This is a genomic window from Sorangium sp. So ce375 (assembly GCF_051473855.1).
Taxonomy (GTDB): Bacteria; Myxococcota_A; Polyangia; order Polyangiales; family Polyangiaceae; genus Sorangium.
Genome location: NZ_CP150335.1, coordinates 2,983,203 through 3,002,284, shown reverse-complemented (window position 1 = coordinate 3,002,284; position 19,082 = coordinate 2,983,203). Strand labels below are relative to the sequence as shown.

Annotated in this window: 17 protein-coding genes; 13 read left to right on the top strand and 4 right to left on the bottom strand. The window is 70.7% G+C overall.

The window, feature by feature from the left end:
* Positions 1–139 precede the first annotated feature (139 nt).
* Positions 140–925 carry a CPBP family intramembrane glutamic endopeptidase gene (locus tag WME90_RS11415; protein ID WP_437281124.1) on the top strand — a complete coding sequence of 262 codons (786 nt, stop codon included), beginning with the start codon at positions 140–142 and terminating at the stop codon, positions 923–925.
* Between the two features lie 15 nt (positions 926–940).
* On the opposite strand, the gene WME90_RS11410 is transcribed toward WME90_RS11415, so the two are convergent.
* Both WME90_RS11410 and WME90_RS11405 read right to left on the bottom strand, forming a co-directional pair.
* Complete coding sequence (locus WME90_RS11410; protein WP_437281123.1) at positions 941–1,645, bottom strand: glutathione S-transferase family protein; 705 nt, start codon at positions 1,643–1,645, stop codon at positions 941–943.
* On the bottom strand, positions 1,642–3,153 hold the full coding sequence (locus tag WME90_RS11405) for an isochorismatase family protein (RefSeq protein WP_437281122.1): 1,512 nt from the start codon (positions 3,151–3,153) through the stop codon (positions 1,642–1,644). Before WME90_RS11405 ends, WME90_RS11410 begins: the two co-directional genes overlap by 4 nt.
* A gap of 829 nt (positions 3,154–3,982) precedes the next feature.
* Between WME90_RS11405 and WME90_RS11400 the strand changes: the two genes are divergently transcribed.
* From WME90_RS11400 to WME90_RS11350, 11 genes are all read left to right on the top strand, one after another.
* Complete coding sequence (locus WME90_RS11400; protein ID WP_437281121.1) at positions 3,983–4,651, top strand: hypothetical protein; 669 nt, start codon at positions 3,983–3,985, stop codon at positions 4,649–4,651.
* On the top strand, positions 4,648–6,132 hold the full coding sequence (locus WME90_RS11395; RefSeq protein ID WP_437281120.1) for a calcium-binding EGF-like domain-containing protein: 1,485 nt from the start codon (positions 4,648–4,650) through the stop codon (positions 6,130–6,132). The genes WME90_RS11400 and WME90_RS11395 overlap by 4 nt, the downstream gene beginning before the upstream one ends.
* Positions 6,129–8,129 (top strand): hypothetical protein, encoded by a 2,001-nt coding sequence (locus WME90_RS11390; RefSeq protein WP_437281119.1) that lies wholly within the window; start codon positions 6,129–6,131, stop codon positions 8,127–8,129. Before WME90_RS11395 ends, WME90_RS11390 begins: the two co-directional genes overlap by 4 nt.
* 566 nt (positions 8,130–8,695) lie before the next feature.
* A complete protein-coding gene (locus tag WME90_RS11385; RefSeq protein WP_437281118.1) occupies positions 8,696–9,064 on the top strand; it encodes a response regulator in 369 nt (122 codons plus the stop codon).
* 85 nt (positions 9,065–9,149) lie between these two features.
* The gene (locus tag WME90_RS11380) at positions 9,150–9,827 is read left to right on the top strand and encodes a GAF domain-containing protein (RefSeq protein WP_437281117.1); all 678 of its coding nucleotides are present in this window, start codon (positions 9,150–9,152) and stop codon (positions 9,825–9,827) included.
* A complete protein-coding gene (locus tag WME90_RS11375; RefSeq protein ID WP_437281116.1) occupies positions 9,824–10,345 on the top strand; it encodes a chemotaxis protein CheD in 522 nt (173 codons plus the stop codon). The genes WME90_RS11380 and WME90_RS11375 overlap by 4 nt, the downstream gene beginning before the upstream one ends.
* A 5-nt stretch (positions 10,346–10,350) precedes the next feature.
* Positions 10,351–12,087, top strand: a complete 1,737-nt coding sequence (locus WME90_RS11370) for a chemotaxis protein CheA (protein WP_437281115.1) — start codon at positions 10,351–10,353, stop codon at positions 12,085–12,087.
* Positions 12,084–13,850 carry a methyl-accepting chemotaxis protein gene (locus tag WME90_RS11365; RefSeq protein ID WP_437281114.1) on the top strand — a complete coding sequence of 589 codons (1,767 nt, stop codon included), beginning with the start codon at positions 12,084–12,086 and terminating at the stop codon, positions 13,848–13,850. Before WME90_RS11370 ends, WME90_RS11365 begins: the two co-directional genes overlap by 4 nt.
* Entirely contained in the window at positions 13,847–14,425 is a 579-nt protein-coding gene (locus tag WME90_RS11360) for a chemotaxis protein CheW (RefSeq protein WP_437281113.1), read from the top strand. Before WME90_RS11365 ends, WME90_RS11360 begins: the two co-directional genes overlap by 4 nt.
* A 763-nt stretch (positions 14,426–15,188) precedes the next feature.
* Complete coding sequence (locus WME90_RS11355) at positions 15,189–15,890, top strand: hypothetical protein (protein WP_437281112.1); 702 nt, start codon at positions 15,189–15,191, stop codon at positions 15,888–15,890.
* Positions 15,891–15,898: 8 nt separating this feature from the next.
* Positions 15,899–16,951 carry a Uma2 family endonuclease gene (locus tag WME90_RS11350; protein ID WP_437281111.1) on the top strand — a complete coding sequence of 351 codons (1,053 nt, stop codon included), beginning with the start codon at positions 15,899–15,901 and terminating at the stop codon, positions 16,949–16,951.
* Between the two features lie 314 nt (positions 16,952–17,265).
* Here WME90_RS11350 and WME90_RS11345 read toward each other — a convergent pair whose 3' ends face one another.
* On the bottom strand, positions 17,266–17,631 hold the full coding sequence (locus tag WME90_RS11345; protein WP_437281110.1) for an HNH endonuclease: 366 nt from the start codon (positions 17,629–17,631) through the stop codon (positions 17,266–17,268).
* Between WME90_RS11345 and WME90_RS11340 the strand changes: the two genes are divergently transcribed.
* Positions 17,585–17,902, top strand: coding sequence for a WYL domain-containing protein (locus WME90_RS11340; protein WP_437281109.1), 318 nt, complete (start codon positions 17,585–17,587; stop codon positions 17,900–17,902). The genes WME90_RS11345 and WME90_RS11340 overlap by 47 nt on opposite strands.
* 337 nt (positions 17,903–18,239) lie before the next feature.
* Here WME90_RS11340 and WME90_RS11335 read toward each other — a convergent pair whose 3' ends face one another.
* The gene (locus WME90_RS11335) at positions 18,240–18,635 is read right to left on the bottom strand and encodes a hypothetical protein (protein ID WP_437281108.1); all 396 of its coding nucleotides are present in this window, start codon (positions 18,633–18,635) and stop codon (positions 18,240–18,242) included.
* Positions 18,636–19,082: the final 447 nt, after the last annotated feature.

The following is a 19,082-nucleotide window of genomic DNA, read 5'->3' as shown; positions in this document are numbered from 1 at the left end:
ACGAAGCGGCCCGGCTTCGACCCCGGCAGGGGCATGCAGCGCCGGCCGCCACGCGGCTTGCCGTCGTAAGCCGCGATCGCAGCGCGGCCATGGGAACATCCTGCGCGCGCCGCTGTCCCGCCGGTCGATGCCTCGCCCCGTGGCCCGGTTCTTCCTCCTCGCATACGCGATTACATGGCTCTGCCAGCTGCCCCTGCTGCTTGAGCAGTGGGGCGCCGGCATCCCTCCCGGCGTCGCCATGGCGCCGCTCGTGCTCGGGGCGGTCGGCCCGTCGCTCGCGGCCGTTGTGTGCGCCTGGAGGGACGGCGGCCGCGGAGGGCTCTCGGGGCTCCTCTCACCCCACCGCGCCCCGACGGGCTGGGGCTATGCGCCGCTCGCGCTGTGCGTGCCGGCGGCGCTGCACCTCCTCGGCCTCGCGCTGCTGGCGCTCGCCGGCGGGAGCCTGCCGGCGACGCTCCTGTATGCGCCTGTCACGCCGGAGCAGCGCGGTATCGCCGTCCTCGCCCCGCTGGGTGAAGAGCTGGGGTGGCGCGGCTATGCCCTCCGGCGGCTCCTTCCGGCGCAGGGCCCGGTGCGCGCCAGCCTCGTCCTCGGCGTCGCATGGACCTTCTGGCACCTGCCCGCCATGTGCCTGCCGGGCGTCCCTTGGCGGTCATGGCCGCTCAGCCTCCTGTTCATCACATCGCTCAGCGTGCTGATGACGGCGCTGCACCTGCGATCCGGCGGTAGCGTGCTCGTCGCGTGGGCGGCGCACCTCGGCATCCACGTCGACAACGTCTCTCGCGCGCACATGTCCGGCGACGGCGCCACGCCGCTCCTTGTCACGACGATCGTCGCGCTCGTTGCGGCGGTGATCGCGGCGCGATGGATGCAGAACCACACACGGGGCGCCGCCACGGCGCAGCTCGCGCCCCCCGCGGCGTGAGGCGGGGCGGCCGAGCTACATCGCGGCGGCGAGCGCCCGCGCCTGAGCGAACAGGTCGGGGCGCGCCCGGTCGTGGGACCAGCCCTCGGGATACGAGGCCACCGCCGAGGGGCGGCCCCGCACGCGGAGCTCGTACGCTTCGAGCGCGGGATAGCCGGCCAGCGACAGCCCGCGGCGCTGCATGTAGGCGAGCACGGGGTAGAACGCGCAGTCCGCGAGCGTGAAGGCGTCGGACGCGATGAACCGTGTCTTCTGGGCCCGCGCATCCCACAGCGCGAGCTCGCGCTCCACGCCCGAGAGCGCGCCCAGGACGGCCGCTCGCCGGTCCGGCGACACCGCCTCTGGGCCAGCCTCGAAGAGGCTCTCCAGCGGGTCGTAGACGCACGCCGTGGCCTCGGACTCCTGCGCCAGGGCGAGCGTGCGGGCGAGCGCGCCTGGCTCGGCGAGCGGCGGGAGGAGCGGCGGGTCGGGATACCGCAGCTCCAGGTACGTCAGGATCGCCAGCGACTCGTTCATGACGGTGCCGTCGGGCTCGACGAGCACCGGGGCCTGGCCGCGCGGGTTGAGGGCCAGGAACTCCGGGGTGCGCGTCTCGCGGGGCTCCCGCATCACGCGCAGGCGGCGTGGCTCGAAGGCGAGGCCCTTCTCGCGAACGGCCATCAGCACGCGCCAGCTCGAGATCGAGCCGTTCACGAAATACACCGCGCGCAGCGCGCTCATCGGTCGCCTCCCGGCTCTTGCAACGTCCGGAAGTTGAGCGCATCGAAGCCCGGGCGATACGCGGCGGCGTCGAAGGTGGGGTCGATGTTCTCGGCGCGGAAGAGCTGCAACATCCGCTCTGCCTCGGCGCGCTCCGCCCCCTCGCGCTCCGGCTCGGGGACCGCGGACCGGGCTCGGGCGCGCGCCTCGGCCTCGGCGCGATCGGACGCGGGCGCGCCGACGCCCCAGACAGCCCCGGTCGCCGGATCGTGAAACGTGCCGATGTGCCGGAAGGTGAGCGAGATCCGCGGCGTCGTACCGTCGCCCTCGCCGCCCACGCCCTCGGTGTCCCCCTCCTGCCGGATGGCGTGATAAAAACGGCGGTTCGTCTCCAGGTCCATGACGAGCAGCGAGCCGTGCGGCAGAGGGACCTTCTGGAGAGCTCTCCCCTCCTCGGCGCGCTTGGGCCGGAGCACCATGGTGCGCTGTCGTCCGAGCGAGACGTTGACGATGAACGACGGGCGCACGAGGTCGAGCGTCTTGTCCGAATGCTCGCTGATCCAGTCGCGCCCCGTGCGGTAGCGCTGGAGCAAGCAATGGTTGAGCGGGTGCCCGACGCGGCGCTCGACCTCCTTGCGGATGCGATCGACGGCGGGGGTGAACGGGCCGAGCTCGGGCTGCTCGTCGGCCGGGTGGCGATAGAGCGGCGCGGCGCCGTCGAGCGAGCGCTCGCCCTGGATCGCGACGAGGCGCGGCACCTCCCCGCCGCGGTGGCGCATCGTGGTCCACGCGACCTCGCGATCGACGGCGGCGAAGGCGCCGGCGTCCCCGGCGAGCCCCTCATCGAGGGCGCCGCACCACAGCGCCGTCTCGCCCGCGCCGATGCCGGCGATGTGCACCGGGCCGGGTCCGTCGGAGAGGAGGTCGGCCCAGCTGCGGCGCCGGCCGCCGAGGCCCTCGATCTCGCGCAGCGCCGCGGCGTGTTTGCCAGCGGTCCCCGCCGCGGTCGCGTCCCCCAGGACGTCGACGTCGTAGCCGAGCCGGCGCGCGTCGCGGGCGGCGGCGAGGACACACACGTTTGTCGCGACGCCGCACAGGACCACGGCGGTCACCCCCGCCTGCTCCAGCCGGGCGTGCAGATCTGTGTCGCGGAACGCCGAATACCAGCGCTTCTCGACGTGCCACTCCGCCGTCCCCGCGGGGCGCCCGGCGCGCGCCGGGACGAGCGCCGGGAACAGCTCGGCGCCCCACGTGCCGCGGGCGCAGCACGCGCTGCCGGTGTGCGTCTGTCCGCGGAGCGCGTCCGGGGCCGCGTCGATCTCGCCGTAGGCCGAGGTCACCCACACCACGACCCGCCCCTGCGCGCGCGCGGCGCCCACGAGCCAGGCCACGGTCTGCGCGAGCTGGTGCGGATCGCAGTGCCGCTTCGAGAACGCGCCTCCCTCCGCGAGGAAGTCGTTCTGCATGTCGATGATCAGCAGCGCCGTGCGCGCAGGATCCCGGGAGGGCAGCGCAGCTCTCACGTCCATCGTGTCCTGGTACCACCGGTCGGCCGCTCGGCCAAGCTCCCTGGCCGCGACGCGGGGCGCGGAACAGGCGCGAACAGACGCAGAACAGCGGACCGCCAGGCCGAGCTCACCAGGGATCACCAAGGCTCCAAGGTCGAACATGGTAGATTGGGCATCATGACGATCGAAGAGTCGCAGCTTCGACTCGGTAGCTCGTCGAGAGGGCCAACGCACCCGACACCCCCGAGCCCGTCGGAGCGTTCACCGACGACGCATCAATGCGGCCGAAGCTGCGCGTCATCACCTGGGTGTGCGCGGAGGGACGCCCTCGTGCGACACGGATGTCGTGGTCTTTGCGAAGGGCGAAGCGGGTTTGGCAGCAGATACGGTGCTGGCTTGGCCCTTGCTTGAGCTCGCGCCCGAGCTCTAGGATGAGGGAGTGGTGAAAACCCGACGGCGGCACACCTCGCGATGGAGGGTCTTCTGGCACGTGCAGTGCCTCGGTTTGCTCATGAGCGCGCGGTCGTTCGCTCAGGCGCCCGACCCGAGCGCCATGGAACCCGCACCCGCGCCGCCTGCAGCGTCGCAGCCCGCGCCCGCGGAAACCCCGCTGCCCACACCCGCGGAAGCCCCGCCGCCCACACCCGCACAGCCTGCACCGGCTCCTCCGAGCGCCGCCCAGCCGTATCCGTATCCGTACCCAACCCCGTATCCGTATCCAACCCCGTATCCGTATTCCTATCCATACCAGCCATACCCGCCCGGGCCTCCATCGCCCGTGCCCCCGCCGGTCCCCCAGGCTGATGCGCCATCGGAGCCAGCGCCTCGGCCCAAGAGGAAGCCGCGGAGCGTGCCGCTGACCGCGTTTCGCTTCGGCTACGGCGCCTACGGGAGCGGGACGCTGGACTTTCAGGGCCAGTGCGCCGGCAAATGCCCGCTGTCCTTGCGCTCGGGGAAGGAGGGCGTCGACGATCACACGCCGGTGCTGCTCGGCTTCGATCTGACGTTCGGGCCGGAGCCCGTGAACTTCGGGTTTGGCTTCTGGTTCACCACGGGCACGACCCTGGAAGGACGAGGACTCACCGTGCCGGAGCGGGGCATCGGATGGGAGTTCGCGACCCCCTTCATGCTCGGCGCCGCTCTGCCCGTGGCCAAGTCCCTCGCGCTCCGATTTGGCGCCTTCGCCGGTCCGGAGTTCCTGTTCGCGGGCGAAGGCAGCGCCCAGGGCAGGGACGGAGAAGCCTACGAGGACTTGTGTGACGAACTGCGGGCTCGCGGGCAACTCGGCGAGTGCGACGTGACCTATCCGACCCGCTTCAGCTGGATCTACGGGTTCCATGCCGGTCCTGTCTTCCGTACGTCGCGCCTCAACACCATCGGCGCCGAGCTCTTGGTCCAGCACGTCGAGTATCCCCTGTTCGGGATCGACGCGGAGGGACCGAGCTGGCGAGCCAAGCAGACGTACGACTACAGCGCGTGGAGGTTCTGGCTCATGGTCACCGTCGGGATAGGGAAATGACGTTGCGCTACGGACTCTGGGCGACGGCCCTGGCGCTGGTCGTCGGGTGTGGCGACGACGGCGCGATCCTGCTGCCCAACCCCAGCTGCGGCCAAGGCCGCGTCTGCAACTGCGCGCCGGGAGATGACCGGCCTGACTGCAATCCGTGCCAGCAGGGCTTCCGGCCTGCGCTGATCGGGTCCGACTGTGTTCCGACCTGCAGCGCCCCGGACATCGACTGCGGTGAGTCCGGCGTCTGCGAGGAGACGGCGAGCGGGGCTGTGTGTCGCTGCGATCCGGGGCACGCGGGCGCCGGCTGTGAGAGCTGCGAAGTAGGACTCACGCGCAACGACGCCGGTCGGTGCGTCGCCGAGCTCTCGGGTCCAGCCTTGCTGACGCTCTCCGACGTCGGCTCCGAGCGCGTCCTCGGCGCGCTCGTCCCGCCCGGCTGGTCGTTCCGCCCTCTGACGAGCGTGCCGAGCACCGTGACGGACATCGCGGTCGAACCGGGCTCCGGTCGCGTGTTCGCGCTGAACGCCGGGCGCCTTTCGATCCTCGATCTCGCTTCCGGTGCGGTCGAGGAGCTCACGAGCGCGGACGCCGATCTGGGGAGCGCGCTGTCGCTGGATCCAGCCGGGGGCAGGGCGCTCTCCGCCTCGGCGGACGCCATTTACGGGATCGATCTCGAGACGTTCCAGATCGAGGAGCTCTCCGCGGCAGGCGCTCGAGGTCTCGAGTACGACCCGAACCGCGCGAGGATCCTCGGGCTTGACGAGGCGGGCGCGACCTTCGAGCTCGTGGATTCCCTACCGGAGCTCGTCGGCCAGACGCAAGGCTCTGATTGGCTCGCCATGGCCTTCGATCCAGAGATCGCGCGCGCTTACTTGCTCGGCAGCGAGGCGGAGAGCCGTGAGGACCGACTCCTGCGCTACTGCGCTGGGGTCCTCACGCGCTTCGGCGCCGTCCCGGCGTGGCACGCGAACGTCGTCGTCGACGCCGGCGACGGGAGCGCGGCGCCGCTCCTGCTGGAGTACGAGGGCGCGGATCCGGCGCTGATCGTCGCCGATCTGGGCACCCAGCCGGTCGATGCGGTGACCATCGCCGTCGACCACCCCGACGCGGCCGTGTGTGTCATCGACGACAGCAGCAGGGCGGCCGCGCTCGAGATCGAGCTGTCCGCGAGCCTCCGGGCCGGCTTCCTCCTTGTTGCTGCGCCGGGCCGAGCCGTGAGCGTCGACGCGGCGCAGCGCCCCGCCGACGCGAGCTATAGCGTGATCGTCCACACCGACGCGGGCCTCAGCGTCTCGGGGCCGAGCCAGGGCATCACCGAGCACGACACGCCCGCGTGGGAAGCGCTGGCCCTCGACAGCTTCTCGAGCTTCGCCGAACGGCGCGGCGCCACCCTCACGCTGATGGACTGGGCGTCTCAGGCCACCCTCCAAGTTCGCCTCGCGCACGAGCCTGCGGGCAACGCGCTCGCGTGGGTCGGGGAGGCGCCATGAGGGCCCTGCGTGTCTCATGGCCGCTCCTGCTCCTCTCCATTCAGGGGTGCGAGGACTCGGTCTCGGGCTTTCTGAGCTGCGGTATCGAGATGTGCAGCGCCCGGCAGGAGTGCGTCAGCTCGGCTTCGGGCCCGACCTGTGTGTGCACCGAGGGGTTCCGCGATACCGCGTGCACGACGTGCGCGTCCGGTTACCAGCTCGCCGGCGACCGCTGCGCGCTCATCCCCCTCGACTGCGCTGTCAACCCGGAGCGGTGCGGTCTGCACGGCACGTGCGTCGCGGCTGCCGGCGCAGACGAGTGCGCGTGCGAGCCTCTGTACGAAGGTCGGCTGTGCGATCAGTGCGAGAGCGGCTACCAGGACAACGACGCGGACGGCAGCTGCCTCCCCACCTGCGCGGAGGCCCAGCTCGACTGCAAGGCGCCGAGCCGCTGTTCGGACGCGGGCGGCACCGCGCTGTGCGATTGTCCGACGGGGTACACAGGGGACGACTGCTCGCGCTGCGCGCTCGGCTATCGGGACAGCGGGACCGCCTGCGTGCCGACGTGCGCCGCCTCCGGCTTCTGCAGCCCGGACCAGATCTGCGTCGACACGGAGACGGGCGCCCGCTGCGAGTGCGCCGAGGGTTACAGCGGGATCAACTGCGCGAGCTGCGCCGACGGCTACTTGCAGGATCCCACGACGGGCGCTTGCCTGCCCTCCTGCGAGGAGCCCGGCGTCGGCTGCGGCGAGCACGGGAGGTGCGACGATTCGATCGGCTTCGCGCGCTGCGTCTGCGATCTTGGATACGCGGGGGAGAGCTGTGGACTCTGCGCCACGAGCTTCGAGCAGGGCGAAGGCGGGACGTGCGGCCGTACCCCCACGGCGAGCGAAGCCCTGGTGATGGCGGGCGTCTTCGAGGGGCGTACAGTGCTCGCCACGCTCGATCCGGGCTCGGGCAGCGCGCTGCCGCTGGCGGAGCTCGAGGTCACGGGGCTGTCGGGCGGCGCGACCCCTCGGGCGCTCTTCGTCAATCGCGCCGGGTCGATCTCGTCCTACTCGCTCGCGACCGGCGCCCTCGAGGACGCCGTGGATGGCAGCGGCGCCCTGGGTCCCCTCACCTGGGATGAAGCGAAGGATCGGCTCTATGCGCTCGGTGGACCGAGCTCGTTCTCTCTGCTCAGCATCGATCCCGCCGCGAAGACGGTGGTGCCGCTGTTCGAGACGTGGCTGGCCGGGGCGGCGGATCTCGCCTTCGACGCCGCAAATCAGCGGGTGCTCGTGCTGCGGGACACCTTGTTCGCGGTGAGCCTCGCCGACGGCGCGCTGACCGAGCTCGCGCCGCTCCCCCCGGGCACGGTGGGCATCGAGGTCGGCGCCGACGGCGCTCTCCTCGCGCTGTCGGCGACCGATGCGGACGAGGCCGCCGCCCGCGTGCAGGGCTGTCGCTCGACCGCTGCCGCGCTCGGTCTCGACGGCTACGCGGGCGCGACCGGCCGATTCGTACAGCCGGACTCCGACGTGGGCCAAGTGACCCTCTCGGCCGCGACTCCGGACAAGCTGGAGGTGCAAAGCTATCTGGGCCGAGGCGGCGACAGCGCCCCGCGTACGGTGCAGATCACCGCGGACAACCCCGACGCGTTCCTCTGCCTGGCCCTCGAGGAGACCACCCTTGTCAGCGTGGCAGCCGGGGCGAGATTTCGGGCGCTCGTCATCTACGCGGCGGACGACCCGATCGAGCTTCAGATCGAGGACGGATTCGCAGACGCAGCGGCGCCCCTGATCCATCTGGGCGGCTACGCTCCGGCCTTCACGCACCCGGACCGAGAGGACATCGTCGTCTACACGCCGCAGGAATGGACCGCGCGTGGGCTGGCCATCGACCCGCGCTTCCACCGCCCGGGGCCGGGCGTCCTGCAGACGCTGGATGGCGCGTTCGCGGTGAGATCGAGCGTGCCCCTCTCGGGAGGCGTCATTCCCGCAGGGCCGCTGGCCCGCTGGGAGCCGGTCGCGCCATAAAGCGGGATCACCGCGACTCGACAGCTCGTCGAGAGAGCCAACGCCGCCAGGCCAGGCAACCCGTGGGAGCTCGGAGAGCTCCGTGAATGTCTCGCCGACCCTCTCTCCACGTTCTTCGTCGCGCTGTTCGTGGGCGACGAGGTGAAGCAGACACGTCCATGGCAAGCGCTACAACTGACCTCCTGCACTCACCAGAGGACACCGTCTCCGACGCAACAGAGCCCGGAGCGCCGCCATCCGCCCGCGGCGTAAGCCGCCGTACAGGACACGCGACTTTGTTGCTTCCCCTTCCTAAGAATCTACGCACCTCCGCCGGATAACGACGCGCTCGCCGTGGCGTCCGGCCCTCGCGCCTGCGCCGTCGAGACGTTGAGGCCGACGGGCCGGACCGTCGGCAAGACGAGAAAGACGCTGTATGTCCGGGTGGTCTCGCCTCGATTGATGTTTACTTGAGGCACGCCCCGAGCGTACCTTCAGCAAAGGCGACGCGCCTTGGGGCGATGGGGCGGTCGAGCCGGGCGGGCGAGTGCTCGAGTGGCATTCGTTGCCTGCGAGGGGAGGCGGCGGTGTCTCGAAAGAAGATCCTCCTTGTGGATGACTCGGAGACCGTCTTGATGATGGAACAGATGATCCTCCGGAAGAGCTATGACCTCGTCACTGCCAAGGACGGCAGCGCGGCGGTGGCCAGGGCGATCGCCGAGCGGCCTGATCTGATCCTGCTCGACGTGATCATGCCGGCGATGGATGGATTCGAGGCCTGTCGGAGGCTGCGATCGGAGGACGCGACGCGGGAGACGCCCATCGTCCTCGTCACGAGCCGAGGCGAGGTCTCGCACAGGGAAGAGGGGTTTCGCTGTGGCTGCTCTGACTACATCACGAAGCCGATCGACTCCCTGGAGCTGCTCGAGAAGGTCAAGAGCTGTCTCGGCGAATGAGATGAAGACCGACATATCGCGTGATGGGCACGGGGAGCGCGAGATGGGACACGCGGTACGCAGCGATCGATCGGTGAGAGCGCGGGTGAGCGCGCTCGAAGCGCAGAAGAAGCGGCTCTCGAGGCGCGCCCGCGCGCTCGGCCGGCTGGTCGTCCGGCATCGGAGCGCGCGCGAGCGCCTCGAGGGCCGCGCCACCCGCGCCGAGGCGGCGCTCGCGCGCGCCGAAGGCCGGTGCGCCGAGGTGGAACAGCAGCGCTCGCAGCTCGCGAGCCTCTATATCGCGAGCCGCCGGCTCCTGCCGCTCCGGACCCGTGAGGAGGCGTGCCGCGCCCTCCAGGACATCATCGCCAACCTCGTCGGCTCGGAGGAGATCGCCGTCTTCGAGGTCGATGGCAGCGGGGCCGCGAGGGTCGTCGCGGCCTACGGCGTCGATCCGGCGTCCGCCGTCCTTGTGGCGCCGGAAGAGGGCATCGTCGGGCGCGTGGCGCGGCGGGTCGAGCCGTATTTCCGGCAGGGCGCCGCGCTCGGCGAAGGCGCGGCCGCCCCCCAGGCGCCCTGCGCGCGGGGCGAGAGCGACGTCATGGCCTGTATCCCGCTCACGATGGATGAACGCGTTGTCGGCGTCGTCGCCGTCTTCCACCTGCTCTTGCAGAAACCCGAGCTCGGGCCCATCGAGCAGGACCTGCTCGAAGCGCTCGGCACCCTGGCCGCCGGGCCGTTCTGCGCGGGGCGGGAGCGCTGCTGCGTCCTGGAGGGGCGATGACCCTGCAGAAGCCCCTGTCGCAGCGGCACATCGCTGGAGGAGCGCGGCCGAGCGTGCCCCCGAGCGGCCCGCAGCCCCACTACCTCACGCCGGGCAACCTCTTCGCGTCGGCCGAGCCGACGAGCATCACCACGATCGTCGGCTCGTGCGTCGCGATCTGCGTCTGGGATCCGGCGCTCGGCGTGGGCGGCATGAACCACTACGTGCTCCCCCGCTGCCCCGACCTCAAGCTGGCGCTCGGGCGCTTCGGCGACACCGCCTTTCAGCAGCTCCTCGAGCGGCTCGCGGCCCTCGGCGCCGCGCCCCGCTCGCTCCAGGCCAGGATCGTCGGCGGCGCTTGCATGATCTCCGCCTTCCGGGAGCGGGACTCGCACCTCGGACATCAGAACGTGGAGGTCGGGCTCGTGTTGCTGCGCGCCGCCGGGATCCGGGTCGTCCAGCAGGACACGGGCGGCAACCAGGGCCGCAAGCTCGTCTTCCGCACCGACGACGGCAGCGCCGCCGTCCAGCTCCTGTGATCCCGATGGATGCCGACCAGGCCGCGCTCATGCAGATGTTCGCCGCCGAGACGGCGGAGCACCTGGACGAGCTCGAGGCCTCGCTCCTCGAGCTCGAGCGGCGGCCCGACGCCGGCCACCTCCTGGAGCGCATCTTCCGCGTCACCCACACGATGAAGGGCAACGCGAGCTCCGTCGGCGTCCACGGGCTGAGCGAGCTCTCCCACGCCGCCGAGGACGTGATCGAGGATCTCCACCGGGGCACGCTGCCGGTGACGGGCATGGTGGTCTCGCTGCTCCTCGAGACGGTCGACTCGGCGCGCCGCCTGCTCGCGGAGCTGGACGGCGGCGAGGAGCCCCCGACGTCGACGCCGCTGCCCGCGGGCGTGCTCGATCGGCTCAGGAGCGCCCGGCGCGCCGGGCGCGAGGGGACGCCCTCGACGCCGCGGGGCAACACCCCGGGCGCCGCGGACGAGGGCGATCGGAGCGCGGGCGACCGGAGCGAGGGCGCGAAGACCGTCCGCATCACCGTCGAGAAGCTCGATTGCATGGTCGATCTCATCGGCGAGGTCTCGGTCACCCGGAACCGGATCGCGCGCGACATCCAGCTCGCGGGCGGCGCCGTCGGCGCGGCGGTGCGGGACGGCCTCGAGGAGCTCGATCGGCTGAGCACAAAGCTCGAGGAGGCGATCCGCCGCGCGCGGATGGTGCCTGTCGGCCCCTGGTTCCGGCAATACGAGCGCGCCGTGCGCGATCTCGCCCGGTCTCACGGCAAGCTCGCGCGCCTCGTGGTCGTGCACGGCGACGTCGAGGTGGACACCGCGGTGATCGAGCGCCTCCGTGACGTGCTGACCCACCTCATCCGCAACGGCATCGATCACGGCCTCGAGCCGCCAGAAGCGCGCAAGGCGTGCGGGAAGGACCCGCGCGGGACCATCACCCTGCGCGCCACGCACGAGGGAGGCGGCATCGCGCTCCGGATCAGCGACGACGGCGCGGGGATGAACCGCGCCCGGATCGCGGCGCGGGCCAGCGCCCAGGGGAGGAGCACGGACGCCGAGTCGCTCTCCGACAGCGAGCTCTACAGCCTCGTGTTCGAGCCGGGCTTCTCCACCGCCGCGGCCGTCTCCGACCTGTCCGGCCGGGGGATGGGCATGGACGTCGTGCGGCGCCGCGTCGAGTCGCTGGAGGGCTCGATCCGGATCGAGAGCGCCGCGGGGGTCGGCACCACGCTGACCCTCCGGCTCCCGCTCACCCTCGCGACCATCGAGGGCTTCTCGGTGAGCGCCGCCGGCGAGCGTTATGTCGTCCCTCTCCGCGCGGTCGTCGCGTGCGTCGGGCTCCCGCGCGGCGCCCACGCCACGGGCGCGGGCGGCGTCCTTCACGTGCACGGGCGCGCGCTGCCGTGCGTGCGGCTCCGCGACCTCTTCGCGCTCTCCGGGCCCGCGCCGGACCGCGAGAGCGTGGTCGTCGTGGCCCACGAGGGGGGCCAGGCCGGCCTCGTCGTCGACTCGCTCGACGGCGAGGGCAGGACGGTCATCAAGCCGCTCGGCCGGCTCTTCCGCCGCACCCGGGGCATCACCGGCTCCACCGTCCTCGGCGACGGCAGGCTCGCGCTGATCCTCGATGTGGACGCTCTGCTGAACGACCTCTCCCGCGGCCGCTCCGGCGGCGGCGAGCTCCCGCCCCGGGATCGATGGCGGCGAGCTCCCGCCCTGGAGCCGCGGGAAGGGGCGATGGATCCGGAGGGAAGGACACGATGAACCGGCTCAGGATTGCGCTGCGTCTCTCGCTCTCGCTCGCGTTCATGGCGATGCTCATGGTCGCCATCGCGATCTCGGGTCACCTCGGGCTGACGTCCATCGCGCAGAAGACGCACGAGCTCCTCGTGTCCGAAGCCCGGGAGCTCACGATCGCGACGCAGCTCGAGCGGGACCTCATGGAGCTCCGCCGCTACGAGAAGGACTGCTTCCTCACCATGGGCGATCGCCCGCTCCAGCAGGATTACCAGGAGAAATGGAACCAGTCCGAGGCGGAGATCCAGCGCCGGCTGGACGAGCTCGACCGCCTCGTGACGTTGCCCCAGGAGCGGGAGTCGATCGCCGCGATGCGGCGCGACCTGACGGGCTACGTCGTCGGCTTTCGCCGCGTGATGCAGGACATCCTCGGGGGGCGGCTGCCCACGGCCCAGGCGGCGAACACGGTGATGCTCGACTTCAAGGACGAGATCCACCGGTTCGAGGCCACGGCCGAGGGCCTCGCCGAGGCGAACACGAGGGACATGGAGGCGACGCAGGTGTCCCTCGCCGGCGACGCGCAGCGCGCCTCGCGGGAGATGGGCACCATCGCGTTCGCGGCGCTCGGGCTCGGCGTGCTCGTCAGCGTCGTCGTCTCGCGCAGCATCACGGGGCCGCTGAGCTCGGCCGTGGGGCTCGCCAGGCGGATCGCCGAGGGCGATCTGCGACACCGGGGCGTGGCCGCGGGCCGCGACGAGCTCGGGCAGCTGGAGGAGGCGATGGCGGAGATGGCGGACAAGCTCTCGACCGTCCTCCTGGAGATCCGCACGGGCGCCGAGTCGCTCGCCGCGGCCTCGACGCAGATCTCGGCCACCTCGCAGAACCTGTCGCAGGGCACGAGCGAGCAGGCGGCGGCGGTGGAGGAGACGTCGGCGAGCCTCTCGGAGGTGAGCGGCTCGATCCAGAAGAACGCCGAGAGCAGCCAGCAGACCGGCGAGCTCGCCACCGGCGCCGCGGCCGCCGCGGAGCAGAGCCTCCAGGCGGTCCAGCGCACCGTCGTCGCGATGCGCGACATCGCCGAGAGGGTCTCGATCGTGCAGGAGATCGCCTACCAGACCAACCTGCTCGCGCTGAACGCGTCAATCGAGGCGGCCCGGGCCGGCGAGCACGGCCGCGGCTTCGCGGTGGTCGCGAGCGAGGTCCGCCGGCTCGCGGAGCGGAGCCAGGCCGCTGCCAAGGAGATCGGCGCGCTCGCGTCGACGAGCGTGCAGGTCGCGGATCGCTCGGGGCAGCTGCTCGAGGAGATGGCGCCGTCGATCCGGCGGACCTCGGCGCTCACGCAGGAGGTGGCGACCGCGTCGGTGAGCCAGGCCGACGCGGTCGGCCAGGTGAACAGCGCCATGCGCCGCGTCGACGAGGTGACGCAGCGCAACGCCGCGATCAGCGAGGAGCTCGCGAGCACGGCCGAGGAGCTCGCGGCGCAGGCGGACGCGCTCTCGGGCATGCTGCGGTTCTTCCGGGTGGGCGACGAGCTCGCGTTCCCCGAGCGCACCCGCGTGCCGCGCGCCCCGGGCGCGGCGGATCCGCGGCGCCTCGCGCCGATGCCCCGGGACGGCGCCCCGGCCGCGCCGGGCGGCGCGAACGGCGCCGCCGTGCTCGCCTCGCTCGCGCGGGTCAGGACGAACGGCGCCCTGCGCTCCCCCGCGGGGCTGCACGAGGACGCCGAGTTCGAGCGCTTCCCGCCGCGGGGCGCGAACGGGAGCGCCCCTCCGCGCGCGGAGGGCCTGTGAGCGCCGCGCCCGAGCCTCGATCGTCGCAGTACATCTCGTTCTTCGTGGGCGGGGACGAGCTCGCGGTGGACATCCTTCGCGCGCGCGAGATCGTCGAGGCCACCGCGATCACGCGGGTGCCGAGGATGCCGCAGACCGTGCTCGGCGTGCTCAACCTGAGGGGGCGCGTGATCCCGGTCATCGACCTCGCGGTCCAGCTCGGGCTCCCGGCGTCGGTGATCACGCGGCGGACGTGCATCCTCATCGTCGAGACGGAGTTCGACGGCGAGCTCACCCGGATGGGCCTCTCCATCGACGCCGTGGGCGACGTCGTGGACCTCGACGCAGCGGCGATCGAGCCGCCGCCGCCGTTCGGCACGCGGGCCCGCCAGAGCCACCTCGCCGGCCTCGGCAAGGTGGGCGAGAGGATCCTCCTGCTGCTCGACATCGACCGGATCCTCTCGCCGGACGAGCTCTTCGCGGCGGCGTCGATCGAGGGCGAAGCCGGCGCCCGCGCGGCGCTCCCGGGCGCGCCGGCGCAGGGCGCGCCCGAGGCATCGCCGTCGGCCGCGAGCGCGTCGCGTTCCCCCTCGTGACCCTCTGCGCCGTGGGCTGAGTCTCGAGCCGTGATCGATGGCAGATCCCGGCGTTCGCGCGCCGGCGCGACGTCGCGGGCTACGTTCGAGACGAGAGCGACGCGAGCACGCGTGCAGCAACGCCCGCCACGGAGATCTCGTCGTCGAGGTCCCAGACCATGTCGAAGCGCTGCACAGGCCGTTCCTTGAGCTGCTCAAACGGTATCCCCCGCCGGCGTCGTCGGCCAGCGCCCCGACCGAGCCGGACGAGGAGGGAGCCGAGGCCGACGCGGCCTCGGGCAACGAGCCGGCGTGAGGCGCCGCGGTTCCTTGCTGCAGCGGAGAGCAGGTCGCCGGTAGGCTCGCAGTTGCTGAGAGCGGGTCGCGACCGGGGTTGCAGCACCTGAGAGCGGGTGGAGAGAGCGCTTGAAGCACCTGGTGCCGCTCGGGTAAGCGATGGTCCCGTGAGCCCACGTGCGTGAGGCGCAGGCGGCGCGCCGGGGTGCATCGGCGACGTCACCTCGCCCCGCTCCGCCTGGCGACGCCCTGCCGCGCGCTCACGTCAGCCCGCCGCTCCCCGCGCCTTCAGCGCGTCCACGATGTGCCGAACATCCTGCGCCCGCGCGCGGGAACGACGGAGCCCTGGGCTGCGAGATGGGCGTTGTTCGTCCTTTCCTCCTCATTCACCCTCATCAAGGCAGATCCTCCTTTGCTTCTGGTTATGGTGAATGAGCTTGCACGCCGTCAGCCTGGACCTGTAAGCTGGAATGCTGGGAGGCGGGGCATGAAGAGAGGAAACGGACCGAGGCGTCTTGCCATCCTGTTCGCCGCTGCGATCGCCAATTCGATGATGCCAGGTTGCAACATCACACTCGGTCGGCTGCCCGAGGAGGATTCTGCGGGAAGGGAAACTGGCGAAGGCACGGCGCAACAGGATCCTCAAGCACCCGAGCAGACCCCTCAGGAAGAACCCGAAGAGGCCCTCGCTCAGGTCGACCCCCAACAGCTCGCATTGGCCGAGGCAAAAGCCGCATTGACGACGGCATACCTCGTGGCGACGGTCGAGTCCGCAGGCCTGGATCCGAGCGTACTGGACGAATCGGCGATCGAGCAGCTCATGGAGCAGTTCCTGCCCGCCGCTGCGGCCGAGGCGGACGCTTGGCTCGCGACTCTGGATCCGTCGATGATGTCGGCGAGCTTCGAGCCACGGATCCAGTGCAAAAAAGAACACGGATGTCCGTACCTCACGCAATGCAAGTACAACCCGCCGCCTATCGACCACAACTGCTGGGTGACAGATTGCGGCAAATCCAGGTGCTCCCTATGCCCGGACTGGGTCGCAGACCTGCTGCAGAGCCTGGTGCTCACCTCGTGGTGCGCGTACGTGTGCACTGAAAACGGCACCCACAACGTGGTGGCCATCGGCGCAGGGGGGATCTCGAGGTTCAACGGTTACTTCGTAGGACCTATCTGCAAGGCGCCGTAGGACTGAATATGGGCGAAAAAGACAGGGAAGGAAACGCGCCGGGCTCGGGCACGGAGGGAATGGGTGTCGCTTCGGCCCTGCGCGAGTCGGCCGAGCGGAGCGCCAAGGAGCTCGCGACCGCCCTCGCGTGCGCCATCAACGTCGTGGCGCTGTTTGCGGCGCCGCGGGTCCTTGCCCTCGCGTGCTCCGGGGCAGGGCGTTTGCCTGCTCGAGACGAGATCGCGAAGGCGATCGAGGACTGCGCGAAAGCGCTTGGCGCAGGCGCAGGCGAAGTGCCCGCCGTCGAACCTCTCCACACGTTGCAGGCCCTCTTGACCTCCTGGGAGCCTGGAAAGCCTGCTCCGCAAGCGATGGTCGAGGCGGCCCGAGCGTGGCTGAGGTCTGTCGGGCTGCCGGAGCCGGACGAGGGTTGGGATCAATGGGAGGGCCCCCGCGGCGAACCGGAACCCGCGTGGGCTCCGCCGACCTCACGCGCCCTCCGCGCCGAGCCGATGACCATCGACGAATGGGCCAAGCTCGATGGGCCAGGCGAGCTCGTCGACGGCCTGCTCGTGGAGGAGGAAGCGACGACGCCGCTGCACGACGCCGTGGTCGACTGGTTCCTCGGTGTTCTGCGCGGATGGGCGTCCCCACGGGGCGCCGTCGTGTTCGGGCCCGGGCACAAACTGGTCGTGTCCAAGCTCGGTGGTCGCAAACCGGACATCTGCGTCTATATGGCCGGCGAGCTGCCCGAGGCCGACGCGAACCTCTCCAGCCGCCCCCCGGCGCTGGTGGTTGAGGTGGTGTCACCGCGGAGTGTCGACGAGTGGACGGATTTCGACATCAAAAATCGCGAGTACGCGCGTCACGGTGTGCGACGGTACTGGCTGGTGGAGCCAACACAGCAACGCTTCATGGTGTGCTTGGAGCTGGACCCGGAAGGACGCTACACCATGTTCGTGAGCGGCAGGGATCAGGTCAAGATACAGGTGACCGGGCTCGACGGTCTCGCGCTCGACCTCGGCGACCTCTGGGCAAAGGTCGACCCGTCCAGACCCGGCGCACAGGGCGAGAGTTCGTGAATGAACCGCAAGAACGTGCCGAGGGCGAATCAATTGCTCGTAGAACGTCCCAAGGGTCCCAAATTCGTCACGACCTGCTCGGCGTCGAGGATCTCGAGCGCGGAGCAGCGTAGAGCGGTTCTACAGCGAGCACGCCGTGCGCCGCGGCGCGCGGAGCCGCCAAGACCGGCTCCGTGACGGTCCTGCAACGCACGTCCAGAGACCTCCGATTGAATTTCCGCAAGCGTTCAGGGCGTCGATCATTCTCTGCCATGGCGAGGGCAACCGCTGTCAAAAACCGATATGCTTGCGACACGGAAGCGTTTCTCGGCTCGCTACAGCAAAGACCGCAACAGCAGGGTGCCGAGTACCCCGGAGAGGAGGGCTGCCTCGCCGTTGAACGGGCGCTCGCCAGTCTCGGCGGGCTTCGCAAACGCGTGCCCCGCCCACAGCGCAATAAGCGAGGCGCCGGCAATGCTCACGGCGGTCTTCGCGCCCGCGCCCACGGGGGCTGCGGCCGCGCCAGCGAGCTCGAGGCGAACGTCCTCGACGTCGCGTGTGCCGCGACGGCTGTTGCAGACTCCGTGCGCGATCAGCAGGTTCTCGGGATCGTCGCCCCCGCCGAACAGCTGCGGAACAACGTGGTCGACCGTCGTGGTGACGTCGCCGTACGCGGATGCCCTGCGCGTGACGCAGAGCACGGGCCGCCTCCGCGACCAGCGCTGGGTGCTCACGTTGCTGCGTGCCGTACGCCGAAGCGTCGTGGAGATCCGGTACCGAAGCCCATGGAAAGAGGAGGCGAGCACGCACCAGTTCGAGCCGTGGCAGCTCTGGCTCCACGACGGCGTGCTCTACGTGCGCGGGCGCCGGTCCCGAGGAGCCATGGGTTCGGACCCGCTCGGCCCGTGCTCGGAGGGGGCGGGTCGGGCGCAGGGGGCTTTGGGTGCCAGCGCAGGGGGCTCTACCTCATAGGGGAGGGGCAGCTTCAACGTCTCTCTTGCCTCGATCTTCACGCGCGCCCGCGCGAACTGTCCGTGGGGGCCCATCGCGGCGATCTCGTGCTCGCCCGGTGGCACGTCGAGAACGCGGGCGGCGGAACCCTCGACCCACCCATTTGGAACACGACGTGGGGAACTTGAGCGAGTGGACGCGATGGTGGACACCAGTGCTCAGCGCCGCGCGCTCGGGGCGGTGCTCGAGCTCGGCCAGATCGCCGGCGAGGTCTTCAGCGTCGCCGGGGTGAGTTCCGCGAGCACGAGACCGGGGCGAGGTCACCGTCCGCCTGGTCGAGCACGCCGGGCGCGGTCCGCTAGCCCTTGAGGCACTTGGCGAAAACGACCGGGATGAGCGTAAAGAAGCTGAGCACGGAGTCTCCCGCCCCAGACTCCAGGTGCTTCGCGACCTTTGCGAACGGGAATACCGCGTTACGGTCGTCGAAGCGCACACACCAAGACCCATCCTTCTCGGCCCACTCGCCACCGAAAGTCTGGACGACGCACTCCCCCAAGTAGGACCCGAGCGTGCTGACCAGGCCATCTCGCTGCTCTTCCCTACCCTGCTCATGTTGCCGCTGGATGAACCCGTCGAGCCAGCTCACCCCGGCGAGATCGTAGTCGACGTCTTGCCCCAGCTCGTCCCGCGCCACCTTGAGGACAAGAGCGGCGTTCGCTCGGATCTTCATGAGCACCGATTTGTCGTCACTCATCGATTCAACTCCCGGTTGGCGCAAGAACACACGCAGACTCTTCCAGCTCGGGCCAAGGTTGTCGCCTCGCAAACGTGTTACTCGTCTCCGGGCTGGAGCGGAAATTCCAGCCAATCGAAGCAATAGAGCAACGCTGCCTCCGCGTTCGTGCTCCGGGGACCTCCCCCACAAAAAAATCTCACAGACCGGCTCTGCGCCGCAAGGCCGAAATGCTGTCCACGAGCAGACGGAGGCGGGCGCCGTAGAGCAGTGAAGCCATGAATCGCGACGCGCCGGTCGTGCGATCCACGGGAGCGCTCACCTCGGTCGAGGTGAGCACCGCGGGGAGGCGCGCGGGACGCTTTGCTCGGGTGAATTCGCCCGGCTGGAATCGACGTGCTGCGCGGGGGGACCGCTCAGGCCTCGCTTGACCTCCGCGGGGCACCCGACGACCATCCCCGCAGCTGC